Genomic DNA, 12556 nt, shown 5'->3' with positions numbered 1-12556 from the left:
ACAATACTCATATTCTTGATACTTGGTTATATATCATAACTTCAGAGTCAGTTTTAAAGCTTTGTTTTTATAGCTAATTTTAATATTTATTATGAAGCTAATTATGAAATGGCATAACGATTGCCTATTTAGGGCTAGGTTCATAATAAGGAAGTTAAATCATGGTTACAATTAACAAAGCTAAATTCTCTCATCTCGCCACAACGCTAGCATTTACATTAGGCATGGCTTCATTTAATTCGATTGCTGCTGAAGACAGTATTAAAGTCGGTGTATTACATTCACTGTCGGGCACCATGGCGATCAGTGAAACAACATTGAAAGACACTATTTTAATGATGATTGAGGAGCAAAATAAACAAGGCGGTATTTTAGGTAAACAGCTTGAGGCTGTCGTTGTTGATCCTGCATCAAATTGGCCGCTGTTTGCTGAAAAAGCTCGCGAGTTAATTGAAAAAGAAAAGGTTGATGTGGTATTCGGTGGTTGGACATCGGTATCGCGTAAATCGATGCTACCTGTATTTGAAGAACTTGATAGTTTGTTATTTTATCCTGTGCAGTACGAGGGGGAAGAGTCTTCTAAAAACGTTTTTTATACTGGCGCAGCGCCGAACCAACAAGCAATTCCCGCGGTTGACTACTTGATGAATGACATGGATGTAAAACGCTGGGTCTTAGCGGGTACTGATTACGTCTATCCACGTACGACCAATAAGATCTTAGCGGCATACCTTAAATCTAAGGGCGTCGCTGACAGCGATATCATGGTCAATTACACCCCGTTCGGCCATTCAGATTGGCAGTCAATTGTTGCTGATATTAAGAAGTTCGGCGCCAAAGGCAAGAAAACTGCTGTTGTCTCTACCATTAATGGTGACGCGAATGTTCCCTTTTATAAAGAGCTCGCGTCACAAGGTGTGTCTGCAGAAGATATTCCTGTGGTGGCATTTTCGGTGGGGGAAGAAGAGTTATCGGGAATGGATACTTCCGCTTTGGTTGGGCACTTAGCTGCATGGAATTATTTCATGAGTGTTGAGACAGAAGCGAATGATGAATTCATTGAGAAGTGGCAGAAGTTCACCAAAGATGAAGATCGTGTCACCAATGATCCAATGGAAGCCAGCTATATAGGTTTCAAAATGTGGGCGAAAGCGGTTGAAAAAGCTGGTTCTACTGACGCGGGTGCTGTTCAAGATGCAATTATTGGTGTGACAGTGCCGAACTTAACTGGTGGCTACGCGACGATGATGCCAAATCATCACATCACGAAGCCTGTGTTGTTAGGCGAAATTCAAGATGATGGTCAGTTTGAGACAGTATGGGAAACCACTGGCGTTGTCGCTGGCGATGCTTGGTCTGATTACCTACCAAGCTCTAAACCACTTTATTCAAGTTGGTTAGCACCCTTGTCGTGCGGCAGTTTTAATGTGACGACTGGGAAATGTACAGGGTCGTCTAAGTAACCACTCATTCGTTATCAAGTGCAAGGTAAGCAGTATGAGTGCTGGTTATCTTGCATGGTAAGTTATCCAAATTGGCAGGGAAAGCTATGAACAAAGATGCCCGTGTACGATCATCAACATCAGTGCAATCAACACTTGTCCCCTCGATATCAGGGCGCTCAAAATCATCATCGATCTTATGCTTTAGCACTCTGCTATTTTTATTCACCTTGTGTACGGTAAATAAGAGTTGGGCTGCAGCGGTGGTTAATTCATTTTCAGATGTTGAGATACAGCTTTCTCAACGTAACTTTGATCATAAAATTGCAGCGATAAATTGGTTAAGTCAAAAAGCCTACCCAAACCCGTTTCAAGCAAAGCAGTTATTCAATGATTTACTTGCTGGTCGTATTTTCTATCATAAAAAACAAAAGACCTTATTCCTTATTCGAGATTATGCGACAGGACAATCGGCGATTAAATTAGCGCGTTCGTTCAGTGGCGATGCTACTGATACTGCAGCACAAACGGACGAGGGGAATGGTACGGTTTTGATAGCCAAAAAACGTGATTTCAAAAAAGTATCGCTGAATAATAAATTACGTAAAAGCATCCGTTTAGGCATTGCTCAGTTAGATTTAGCGTCAAGTGATGGTGCGTTGCGTGAGCAAGCAATACAAGCTTTGCTAGGGAATGTTGATCCTGCGGTTCAAACGTTATTACGACAGCGTTTAGCCGCTGAAGATATTGAGAAAAATAAAACCCTATTAACATTGGCGTTGGCTATTGGTACGGTCGCGACATCGGAAGATAAAACAGCATTGTTAGCCGCTATTAATTTATTAGCAGACTCGATTGAGCCGACAGCATTTAGTGCACTAGATACTGTCGTGAATAACACATCAGATGATGAATTAAGGCAGGCTGCAGAGCGGGGATTAGACAATTACGCGCAAAGCCAACAGGTATATTCAACACTTGAAACCTTGTATTTTGGCTTGAGCCTCGGTTCTGTATTAGCGTTAGCGGGTTTGGGTCTTGCGATCACCTTTGGTGTGATGGGCGTGATTAACATGGCGCACGGTGAGCTGATTATGCTCGGCGCTTATACAACCTATGTGATGCAGCAATTAATGCCGGACAATATTGGTCTGTCGTTAGTGTTATCTATTCCCGCAGCGTTTATTGTTTCTGGTTTAGTTGGCATTGCTATTGAACGCGGGGTTATTCGCTTTCTTTATGGCAGGCCATTGGAAACGCTACTCGCAACTTTTGGTATCAGTCTTATTCTGCAGCAAACGGTTCGCAGTGTATTTTCACCGTTAAACCGCTCTGTAGTCACTCCGGATTGGATGAGTGGCATGTTGGAGTTTAACCCAATGCTGGCACTGACTTATAACCGCCTCTATATCATTATTTTTTGCTTATTGGTGTTTTGTGCTCTGATTTTTGTACTAAAGAAAACACCATTAGGTCTGCAAGTGCGTGCGGTATCGCAAAATCGTTCAATGGCGCGTGCTATGGGTGTGCGTTCTGAATGGGTCGATGCCATGACGTTTGGCCTTGGTGCTGGTGTCGCTGGTATTGCTGGTGTGGCCTTATCGCAGTTAACCAATGTCGGTCCTAATATGGGGCAGAGTTATATCATTGATTCGTTTATGGTCGTTGTATTTGGTGGCGTTGGGAACTTGTGGGGAACCTTGGTTGCAGGCTTAAGTTTAGGCTTATTTAATAAGTTATTAGAACCTTGGGCTGGTGCGGTTCTCGCGAAGATATTGGTATTGGTATTCATCATTCTATTTATTCAAAAACGCCCTCGTGGACTCTTTCCACAACGTGGCCGTGCGGCGGAGGAATAACCTATGTTGCAATCGCTATTCGCAAATTCAATGTTAAAAACAGATCGTGGTGGTCAGCTGTTAATGCTGTTACTGACGACGCTACTCATCGTGGTGCCCGCGTTTAATTTATTATTACCACAAGGTCATTTCTTACATATCGAAACTTATACTATTTCCTTATTGGGTAAATATTTGACTTATGCCTTATTGGCGATGGCTGTCGATTTGGTGTGGGGCTATTTAGGTATTTTAACCTTGGGCCACGGAGCATTTTTTGCTTTGGGTGGTTATGCCATGGGCATGTACTTGATGCGTCAAATTGGTGATCGCGGGGTTTATGGAAATCCAGAATTACCCGATTTTATGGTGTTCTTAGATTGGCAAGAATTACCGTGGTTCTGGCAAGGGTTTGATATGTTTTGGTTCGCGTGCTTGATGGTAATATTAGTGCCTGCAGCACTGGCGTTAGTATTCGGATTTTTGTCATTTCGATCGCGTGTATCTGGGGTGTATTTATCTATCATGACACAAGCGCTTACGTTTGCCTTAATGCTGGCTTTTTTCCGTAATGAAATGGGCTTTGGTGGTAATAATGGCTTGACCGATTTTAAAGATATCCTTGGCTTTAGCTTGCAAGCCGATACCACTAAGGTCGGCTTATTTATGGCATCTGTTGTGGCCTTAATATTGGGTTACCTGACTTGTCGTAAAGTGGTTTCAAGCCGATTAGGTAAAGTGGCTGTCGCTATTCGTGATGCCGAACCGCGCGTGCGCTTTATTGGTTATAACGTGGCAAATGTGAAATTGGCTATCTTTATTTTATCGGCAATGATTGCGGGTATTGCAGGTGCGCTGTATGTACCACAAGTCGGCATAATTAATCCCGGAGAGTTCTCGCCGCTTAACTCAATTGAGATTGTTGTTTGGGTGGCATTAGGCGGTCGCGCGACGTTATTTGGTGCGGTTATTGGTGCGCTATTAATTAACTATGCCAAAAGTTGGTTCACGATTGAATTACCGGAAGTGTGGCTATTTGCATTAGGCAGTTTATTTGTATTAGCGACGCTATTTTTACCGAAAGGGGTAACAGGGTGGTTTACTGACCTATCTAAGCATAATAAGAAGTCTAACCACAATAAGGAATCAAGCAGTAATAAGGACTTGGCGACGAAGGAGAGTGCATCATGAGTAATTCTAATCAGATTAATGCGCAAGTGAATACTGCATCAGCTTTAACATCGCAATTTACTGACCTAGAGGTACCCGAGAGTGCGCACCGTGAATGGCAAGGTTTTACTGCGCCAATTACAGCGCAGATCCGCGACAATGTGAGTCAACTTACTCGCCGAGATCAGGTCTTTAAATTTTTGCAACCGCCACATAACCCATTGCTCGATACGCGTCATAATATCTTACTGTATTTGGAAGGCGTCTCCGTGTCGTTTGATGGTTTTAAGGCCATTAACGACCTTAATTTATACATCAAAGAAGGCGAGTTACGCTGCATTATCGGCCCTAATGGCGCGGGTAAAACCACCATGATGGATATTATTACCGGTAAAACCCGCCCTGATACGGGGCAAGTCTGGTTAGGCTCAAAACTTAATTTATTGAAGATGGATGAAGCGCAGATCGCCAATGCGGGTGTGGGCCGTAAATTCCAGAAACCCACGGTATTTGAATGTTTATCTGTATGGCAGAATTTAGAGCTTTCCATGGCGGGATCGCGCAGTGTTTGGTCGGTATTCCGTGCCAAATTAACTGGTGAGCAGTGCGATGAAATCGAAAGAGTATTAGTGCTAATCGGTTTACAAGAACAAGCGGCAGTGGATGCTGGCAGTTTATCGCATGGCCAAAAGCAGTGGTTGGAAATTGGCATGTTATTAATGCAAAAACCAAAACTGTTATTAGTTGATGAACCCGTGGCTGGTATGACACATCAAGAAATGGATCGCACTGCAGAATTATTGAATTCACTGGCTGGTCAGCATTCTGTTGTTGTTGTAGAGCATGACATGGATTTTGTCCGTTCTATTGCAAGTACGGTATCGGTATTACACCAAGGCAGTGTATTGGCGGAAGGGTCGATGGCTGACATTCAAAATAACGCCAAAGTTAAACAAGTTTACCTGGGAGAGTCATGATGCTATCGATTAAAGGTGTGAATCAATTTTATGGCGAAAGTCATACTTTGTGGGATCTTGATATGCAGATCCCCAAAGGAAAATGCACGGTGTTAATGGGGCGTAATGGTGTCGGTAAAACAACCCTGCTGCAATGTGTGATGGGACTGTTACCGGTTAAAAGTGGTGCAATCGTATTGCAAGGTAAAGATATCACGCCGCTGAGTGCTGAAAGTCGAGCTCGACATGGGGTGGGTTATGTACCACAAGGACGACAAATATTCTCTTCACTCACTGTTGAAGAAAATCTACAGATAGGTTTACCTATCCGCGCTAAAGGTGACCGTAAGATCCCTGAATTCATTTATCAATTATTTCCAGTATTAAAAGAAATGTTACATCGCCGTGGTGGCGACTTGTCTGGTGGTCAGCAACAACAATTAGCGATTGGCCGAGCGTTGGTGATTAATCCTGAATTACTAATACTAGATGAACCGACTGAGGGTATTCAACCGAATATCGTGCAAGAGATTGGCGATATTATCCGTAAATTAAATAAAGAATTGGGATTAACCGTGTTGTTGGTCGAGCAGAAATTGCCGTTTGCCAGAAAGGTTGGTGATAACTTCTGTTTATTAGATCGAGGCCGTGCTGTCGCCAATGGTGAAATGGCAACGTTAACAGATGAGCTTATTCAGGAATATCTAACTGTGTAAAGGTTGTGTTAAATTGTTAACGCTTGTGTCACAGTGGTGTAAACAATCTAAAAAGTATATTTAAGCATTGATATCAATACTTAACGGAGACGTAAATGGAATTAACGCCGAGAGAGAAAGATAAATTGTTATTGTTTACCGCGGCTTTAGTAGCAGAGCGTCGATTAGCTCGCGGCTTAAAGTTGAATTATCCTGAGTCGGTAGCCTTGATTAGTGCTGCCATTATGGAAGGTGCCCGTGATGGTCGTACCGTTGCAGAACTAATGGCATTTGGTCGCACAGTATTAACAGCCGAGCAAGTCATGGAAGGGGTGCCTGAAATGATTTCAGATGTGCAAGTCGAAGCGATGTTCCCGGATGGAACCAAGCTTGTCACCGTCCATGAACCAATTATATAGGGGTTGTTATGGTGAATAAAACACAAACAAGCTCAGGTATGATCCCCGGTGAAATGAGAGCTGGTAGTGGTCACATAACTTTAAATCCAGGGATGCCAACGGTGTCGGTGAGTGTCGCGAATGTTGGCGACCGCCCTATTCAGATTGGTTCGCATTACCATTTTTATGAAGCCAATGATGCCCTGACTTTTGAGCGTGAACTAACGTTAGGTTTTCGACTTAACATTGCCGCAGGTACTGCTATTCGGTTTGAACCGGGACAAAGCCGAACCGTTGAGTTAGTTGCTTTTGGTGGTAACCGCATGATTTATGGTTTTCAGGGCAAGGTCATGGGCAGCATTGATGGTGTGGAAAGTCAGGAGAATTTGACGGACAAGGATGAGGGTAAATAAATGGCAAAGCTTTCAAGGCAAGCATACGCAGAAATGTTTGGGCCGACGACTGGCGATAGATTACGTTTAGCAGATACAGAATTGTGGTTAGAAGTGGAGCGAGACTATACTCGCTACGGTGATGAAGTTAAATTCGGTGGTGGTAAGGTTATTCGTGATGGCCAAGGTCAAAGCCAATTAACCTCGCGGTATACTCCGGATTTAGTGATCACCAATGCGGTTATCCTCGATCATTGGGGCATCGTGAAGGCTGATATCGGCGTTAAAAATGGCCGAATTATCGCTATCGGTAAAGCCGGTAATCCAGACGTGCAGTCAGGCGTTGATATCATTATTGGCCCAGGTACCGAGATCATCGCAGCAGAAGGCTCCATTATTACTGCTGGTGGCGTTGATTCGCATATTCATTTTATCTGTCCGCAGCAAATTGATGAAGCGCTGACTTCCGGTGTTACCACTATGATTGGCGGCGGAACGGGACCAGCAACCGGGACAAATGCCACAACTTGTACACCAGGGCCGTGGAACATTCACCGCATGTTGGAATCTCTCGATAACTTCCCAATGAATTTTGGTTTATTAGGTAAGGGTAACGCCAGTGTTCCAGCTCCGTTACATGAACAAGTTGCTGCTGGTGCAATTGGACTAAAACTGCATGAAGATTGGGGCACAACGCCCGCATCGATTGATAATTGTTTAACCGTCGCAGATGAAACCGATGTGCAAGTGGCTATCCACACCGATACCTTGAATGAATCAGGTTTTGTCGAATCGACGCTAGATGCCATTGGCGATCGCGTTATTCATACTTACCATACAGAAGGCGCTGGTGGCGGTCATGCTCCTGATATTATTCGCGCTTGCGGTGAGTCTAATGTATTACCGTCATCAACCAATCCTACGCGACCTTATACGGTTAACACGATTGATGAACATTTAGATATGTTGATGGTTTGTCATCACTTATCCCCATCAATCGCCGAAGATGTGGCTTTTGCTGAATCGCGTATTCGTCGTGAAACCATTGCTGCTGAAGATATTCTGCATGACCTGGGGGCGTTTTCTATGATCGCGTCGGACTCACAAGCAATGGGACGGGTAGGCGAAGTGATATCGCGTACTTGGCAAACTGCTCATAAGATGAAAGTACAGCGTGGTAGCTTGCCACAAGATCCGCCGCACCATGACAACTTCCGAATTAAGCGCTATGTGGCTAAATACACGATTAATCCTGCTATTACTCATGGTGTGAGCCATGAAGTCGGTTCTGTTTCTGTGGGTAAATTGGCGGATTTAGTGTTGTGGAAACCGGCATTTTTCGGTGTGAAACCGAGTCTCATTATTAAAGGCGGCATGATTGCGTCAGCGCCAATGGGCGATCCGAATGCCTCGATCCCAACACCACAACCCGTTCATTATCGTCCTATGTTTGGTAGTTTTGGCCGTGCTTCGCAGAACACATCAATGTTGTTCATTTCTCAACAAGCTAAAAAAGACGGTATCCCAGAACAATTACAGCTGAATAGTTTGATTGGTGTCGTTAAGGATTGCCGTCAATTGAGTAAGTCTGACATGGTGTTAAATGATTGGCAGCCAACGATTGAAGTGGACTCACAAACCTATCAAGTGCGCGCCAATGGTGAACTATTAGTGTGTGAGCCTGCCACTGTTTTACCGATGGCGCAGCGTTATTTTATGTTTTAGCACGTTGCTACTTATGTTTTAACGCGCCACTATTTTATATTTATCAGTATCAATATTGTTGTAAATTATTTTAAGGAAAAAATAATGTTTAAATCTCAATCTTCAAAGCCGCTAGCCTCAAAAAAAATCATGTCTTTAGCTGTGCGAGCAGCTGCAATATCAGCCACGGTGTTTTCTGGTTCAGCACTGGCACATACCGGCGCTGAAACTTTCATGACGAGTACGTTTGCCAATGGCTTATTGCATCCATTAACGGGGTTAGATCATTTGATCATGCTATTAGGTGTCGGCTTTTTAGCGGCGCAAATGAAAGGCCAGCAAGTGAGTATTATTCTTGGCGCGTTATTAACCATGTTAATTGGTACTGGTTTTGGTGCGTTAACGGGCTTAATTACGGGGATGGAAAGCTTAATTTTAGCCTCGGTATTTATTGTTGCGGTAGCGGTTTGGAAACAAAGCCAGCAAGTTGCGACAAAGGTGAATCTATTATCGAGTGCGGCAGTGGTGATGGTGCTGTTCCATGGTTGGGCGCACGGTGTTGAAGCCCCTGCTGCGCAGTTAGTACAGTTTGTACCTGGCATGTTAATCAGCGCCGCCGTTTTATTAACCTTGGGTGCAGCGATAGGGCGTAAAGTAAGTGCTAAATGGTTAAGTCCATCACTGGGGCTCAGCGGAATATTAGTTGCCTTTTTAGGAGCTTAACTCGATGAATATGCCGTCAACTATTCGCTTTCCTCGCCCTGACGGTGATAAGGGCTGGCGCGCTGAAATCCAGCTTAAATATGGTGTGAAGGGCGGTAAAACCCGTCTATTGGAACGCCTTTTTGTTGGTCCTTTGGCGGTACAGAAAACGTTTTATCCAGAAGGCGGAACTTGTCATACCTATCTGCTACATCCGCCAGGAGGCGTTGTTGGTGGTGATCAACTGCGCTTTGATATTCAGGTCGCTGCTGCATCACATGCCTTGTTAACGACACCTGGTGCGACTAAGTTTTATCGGAGTAACGGCGATACCGCGTGGCAATCTCAGGAATTAATGGTTGTTGATGGCGCATTTCTTGAGTGGTTACCAATGGAAAATATCTTTTTCCCCGGCGCCCAAGTGAAGCTTATTACCGAGGTTAAATTAGAAGGGAACGCCCGATTTATCGGTTGGGAAATGCAATGTTTTGGCCGTCCCGTATTAGGCGAAGAATTTACCCATGGGCAGATATTAGGTCAAACACATATCTTTCGTGACGGTAAATTATTGCTGGCTGAAAACCTACGATTACAAAGTAAAACCCAGTTAGAGTGCGCCGCCGCGTTACGTGGTTATCCGATGACGGGCAGTTTATATATTAGTCCTATTGATGATGCCTTAGTTGAGCGGATTAATCAGATCATAGATGAACAACAAAGCCGTTTCGGTGAGGCAGTATTGCTCGGTACCAGTGAGCTAGAAGGTTTATTGGTTGTTCGGGCGTTAGGGCAGCATACCGAACCTATGATGGCGAGTTTTATGCAAATCTGGTCTGCAGTAAGAGAATATTGGCTTGGATGTACACCTGATGCGCCAAGGATCTGGTCTACGTAGTTTTGATAATAAAGGAATATGAATGATTAAGTTAACGCAAATATTAACTGAAACGACCAAGAATATTGATGCTTATGTATGTTTAACCATGTTACAGCGCACTAAAAGTCGTCTTAAAGTCGAACTTGAAGATGGTCGTGATGCGGGGTTGTTTTTACCTCGAGGTCAGTTGTTAGAGCATGGCACGCAGTTGGCCACGGATGATAATTTTATTGTGCAAGTTATCGCTGCTAAAGAGCGTGTTTCAACCGCACGTTGTGATGATCCGACCTTATTCGCTCGTGGTTGTTATCACTTGGGTAACCGTCATGTGCCTCTGCAGGTTGAAGCTGGCTGGTGCCGATTTCAACATGATCATGTCTTAGATGACATGCTTATTGGTTTGGGTTTAGAGGTCACTGTTGAAGATGCTGCATTCCAACCTGAACCTGGTGCCTATGGTGGTACCACTGGTGGCCATTCGCATGGTAGTGAAGAAGAATATGTGCACCCACATGAACATGCGCATGATCATTAGTTCTTATATCAACGAATAGGCAATCAGTATGGATAATATGTTAGCTGAATTAAAGCTATATCAGTTGATCAGTCCATCGCTGCCTGTGGGTGGGTTTACCTATTCACAAGGGCTTGAGTGGGCGATTGAAAAAGGCTGGGTAACAGATGTTGCGACGCTTGAAAACTGGTTATCAGGACAAATGTCCGAAAGCTTAGCCAGTCTTGAACTGCCCATTCTTATCCGTTTGCAAACTTGTTTAGCTGTTGATGATTATCAACAGGCGCAGACCTGGTGTGATTATTTAGCCGCGAGCAGAGAAACCAAAGAGATGCGCCTAGAAGAGCGTCAGCGTGGTCTTGCTTTTGTGCGGTTATTGCCAAGGTTAGGTATATCTCTGGATGATAGCGAACTGGCTAAAATGGTTGAAACCACGCAGTTGGCGGCGTTTGCCTTAGCTATTAATCAGTGGACTATCCCATTGGAAAAAGCGCTTGGTGGTTACCTTTGGAGCTGGTTAGAAAATACCATCGTTGTAGGCATTAAATTAGTGCCATTAGGGCAAAGTGATGGTCAGCAATTATTAATGAAGTTAGCTGAGTTAATTCCCGCAGCGGTGCAACAAGCATTGGCTACAGACGATCAAAATATTGGCAGCTTTACGCCCGCGCAAGTGATGGCGAGTTGCCGACATGAACATCAATACACGCGATTATTTCGCTCATAAGGATTTGAAATGACAGAGTTTAAACAGCCATTACGTATTGGCGTTGGTGGTCCAGTAGGATCAGGTAAAACAGCGTTATTAGAAGTATTGTGTAAATCGATCCGCGATACTTACAATATCGCGGTGGTTACCAATGATATTTACACTCAAGAAGATGCCAAAATCTTAACTCGTGCAGGCGCATTAGATGCCGACCGCATTATTGGTGTTGAAACGGGCGGTTGTCCTCATACTGCGATCCGTGAAGATGCATCAATGAATTTAGCGGCGGTAGAAGAGTTAGCTAAGTTACACAAAACGCTTGATGTGGTATTTGTCGAAAGTGGCGGTGATAATTTAAGTGCTACCTTTAGCCCTGAATTAGCCGATCTAACGATCTATGTCATTGATGTTGCGGAAGGTGAAAAGATCCCGCGTAAAGGCGGCCCTGGTATTACTCGCTCCGATTTACTCATCATTAATAAAATTGATTTAGCCCCGTATGTTGGTGCATCGCTCGAAGTGATGGAGCAAGACACTAAACGTATGCGTGGTGATAAGCCTTATGTATTTGCTAATATGAAAAAACAAATAGGCTTGCAACAAATTATCGACTTTATTGTTGATAAAGGTATGTTGGATTGCGAATAAAATGACGGTGAAAGAGTCGTTTAGATCGCATTATTGACCTTAGGCCGTCCCTGCTGAATAAATGATGACTATACTAAAATATAGAAAATCATCATTTAAATATGTGAATCATTTACTCGGTATAGTGAAGTATTTATTCATTATGGTTACAGGTTTGCTCGGTATGAATAAAGGCTTGCTGAGCATGTAAGAACGACGGCAATAAGAGGGATATTGATGTGCTAAAAGCTAATTTGGAACGACGTAGTTATCACCGAATGTTGATCGACTCTCCGGTGCAGGTGACGGATGAAGAGCGTAATATTACCGCTATCTGTCGTGATTTAAGTGCGAGCGGCATGTCACTCGATGTACCTGAAAGTTACTTTTCATTAAACGATAACGTGAGTATTTTTCTACCGACAGGCGATACCAGAGTTCCGCCACTGCAAGCCGAAGCGAAGGTTACTCGTGTCGATAATGATGGCGAGCACTATCAAATCGGTGTCGAGTTTACCAGTTTAACGTAAGC

14 protein-coding genes are annotated in these 12556 nt (G+C 43.8%); all 14 read left to right on the top strand.

Annotated features, from left to right (window positions below; translation table 11 throughout):
- The first annotated feature begins 161 nt into the window (after nucleotides 1–161).
- On the top strand, nucleotides 162–1463 hold the full coding sequence (gene urtA, locus JFU56_RS16820; protein ID WP_198438424.1) for an urea ABC transporter substrate-binding protein: 1302 nt from the start codon (nucleotides 162–164) through the stop codon (nucleotides 1461–1463).
- Nucleotides 1464–1549: 86 nt separating this feature from the next.
- Nucleotides 1550–3301 carry an urea ABC transporter permease subunit UrtB gene (gene urtB / locus JFU56_RS16815; RefSeq protein ID WP_242065996.1) on the top strand — a complete coding sequence of 584 codons (1752 nt, stop codon included), beginning with the start codon at nucleotides 1550–1552 and terminating at the stop codon, nucleotides 3299–3301.
- Nucleotides 3302–3304: 3 nt separating this feature from the next.
- Complete coding sequence (urtC, locus tag JFU56_RS16810; protein ID WP_198438423.1) at nucleotides 3305–4471, top strand: urea ABC transporter permease subunit UrtC; 1167 nt, start codon at nucleotides 3305–3307, stop codon at nucleotides 4469–4471.
- Nucleotides 4468–5427 carry an urea ABC transporter ATP-binding protein UrtD gene (gene urtD, locus JFU56_RS16805; RefSeq protein ID WP_198438422.1) on the top strand — a complete coding sequence of 320 codons (960 nt, stop codon included), beginning with the start codon at nucleotides 4468–4470 and terminating at the stop codon, nucleotides 5425–5427. The genes urtC and urtD overlap by 4 nt, the downstream gene beginning before the upstream one ends.
- A complete protein-coding gene (gene urtE / locus JFU56_RS16800) occupies nucleotides 5427–6122 on the top strand; it encodes an urea ABC transporter ATP-binding subunit UrtE (protein WP_198438478.1) in 696 nt (231 codons plus the stop codon). Before urtD ends, urtE begins: the two co-directional genes overlap by 1 nt.
- Nucleotides 6123–6217: 95 nt before the next feature.
- Nucleotides 6218–6520, top strand: coding sequence for an urease subunit gamma (locus JFU56_RS16795; RefSeq protein ID WP_198438421.1), 303 nt, complete (start codon nucleotides 6218–6220; stop codon nucleotides 6518–6520).
- Nucleotides 6521–6558: 38 nt separating this feature from the next.
- Entirely contained in the window at nucleotides 6559–6912 is a 354-nt protein-coding gene (locus JFU56_RS16790; RefSeq protein ID WP_242066000.1) for an urease subunit beta, read from the top strand.
- Nucleotides 6913–8616 (top strand): urease subunit alpha, encoded by a 1704-nt coding sequence (gene ureC / locus JFU56_RS16785; RefSeq protein WP_198438419.1) that lies wholly within the window; start codon nucleotides 6913–6915, stop codon nucleotides 8614–8616.
- 84 nt (nucleotides 8617–8700) lie between these two features.
- Nucleotides 8701–9318, top strand: a complete 618-nt coding sequence (locus tag JFU56_RS16780) for a HupE/UreJ family protein (protein ID WP_198438418.1) — start codon at nucleotides 8701–8703, stop codon at nucleotides 9316–9318.
- A gap of 4 nt (nucleotides 9319–9322) precedes the next feature.
- Complete coding sequence (locus JFU56_RS16775; protein WP_198438417.1) at nucleotides 9323–10192, top strand: urease accessory protein UreD; 870 nt, start codon at nucleotides 9323–9325, stop codon at nucleotides 10190–10192.
- Between the two features lie 22 nt (nucleotides 10193–10214).
- On the top strand, nucleotides 10215–10709 hold the full coding sequence (gene ureE, locus JFU56_RS16770) for an urease accessory protein UreE (protein WP_198438416.1): 495 nt from the start codon (nucleotides 10215–10217) through the stop codon (nucleotides 10707–10709).
- Nucleotides 10710–10737: 28 nt separating this feature from the next.
- Nucleotides 10738–11415: an urease accessory protein UreF gene (locus tag JFU56_RS16765; protein ID WP_198438415.1), complete on the top strand. Its 678-nt coding sequence runs from the start codon at nucleotides 10738–10740 to the stop codon at nucleotides 11413–11415.
- Between the two features lie 9 nt (nucleotides 11416–11424).
- Complete coding sequence (gene ureG, locus JFU56_RS16760) at nucleotides 11425–12045, top strand: urease accessory protein UreG (RefSeq protein ID WP_198438414.1); 621 nt, start codon at nucleotides 11425–11427, stop codon at nucleotides 12043–12045.
- A gap of 218 nt (nucleotides 12046–12263) precedes the next feature.
- Nucleotides 12264–12554 (top strand): PilZ domain-containing protein, encoded by a 291-nt coding sequence (locus JFU56_RS16755; RefSeq protein ID WP_198438413.1) that lies wholly within the window; start codon nucleotides 12264–12266, stop codon nucleotides 12552–12554.
- Nucleotides 12555–12556: the final 2 nt, after the last annotated feature.

Source organism: Moritella sp. F3, from assembly GCF_015082335.1.
Lineage (GTDB): Bacteria > Pseudomonadota > Gammaproteobacteria > Enterobacterales > Moritellaceae > Moritella.
The sequence above is the reverse complement of the archived record's forward strand: the minus strand, read 5'-3'. Positions and strand labels throughout refer to the sequence as shown.

Excerpts from the sequence above, each read along its gene's own strand:
- urtA (WP_198438424.1), top strand. The coding sequence starts at position 162 with ATGGTTACAATTAACAAAGCTAAATTCTCTCATCTCGCCACAACGCTA.
- urtB (WP_242065996.1), top strand. The coding sequence starts at position 1,550 with ATGAACAAAGATGCCCGTGTACGATCATCAACATCAGTGCAATCAACA.
- urtC (WP_198438423.1), top strand. The coding sequence starts at position 3,305 with ATGTTGCAATCGCTATTCGCAAATTCAATGTTAAAAACAGATCGTGGT.
- urtD (WP_198438422.1), top strand. The coding sequence starts at position 4,468 with ATGAGTAATTCTAATCAGATTAATGCGCAAGTGAATACTGCATCAGCT.
- urtE (WP_198438478.1), top strand. The coding sequence starts at position 5,427 with ATGCTATCGATTAAAGGTGTGAATCAATTTTATGGCGAAAGTCATACT.
- JFU56_RS16795 (WP_198438421.1), top strand. The coding sequence starts at position 6,218 with ATGGAATTAACGCCGAGAGAGAAAGATAAATTGTTATTGTTTACCGCG.
- JFU56_RS16790 (WP_242066000.1), top strand. The coding sequence starts at position 6,559 with ATGATCCCCGGTGAAATGAGAGCTGGTAGTGGTCACATAACTTTAAAT.
- ureC (WP_198438419.1), top strand. The coding sequence starts at position 6,913 with ATGGCAAAGCTTTCAAGGCAAGCATACGCAGAAATGTTTGGGCCGACG.
- JFU56_RS16780 (WP_198438418.1), top strand. The coding sequence starts at position 8,701 with ATGTTTAAATCTCAATCTTCAAAGCCGCTAGCCTCAAAAAAAATCATG.
- JFU56_RS16775 (WP_198438417.1), top strand. The coding sequence starts at position 9,323 with ATGAATATGCCGTCAACTATTCGCTTTCCTCGCCCTGACGGTGATAAG.
- ureE (WP_198438416.1), top strand. The coding sequence starts at position 10,215 with ATGATTAAGTTAACGCAAATATTAACTGAAACGACCAAGAATATTGAT.
- JFU56_RS16765 (WP_198438415.1), top strand. The coding sequence starts at position 10,738 with ATGGATAATATGTTAGCTGAATTAAAGCTATATCAGTTGATCAGTCCA.
- ureG (WP_198438414.1), top strand. The coding sequence starts at position 11,425 with ATGACAGAGTTTAAACAGCCATTACGTATTGGCGTTGGTGGTCCAGTA.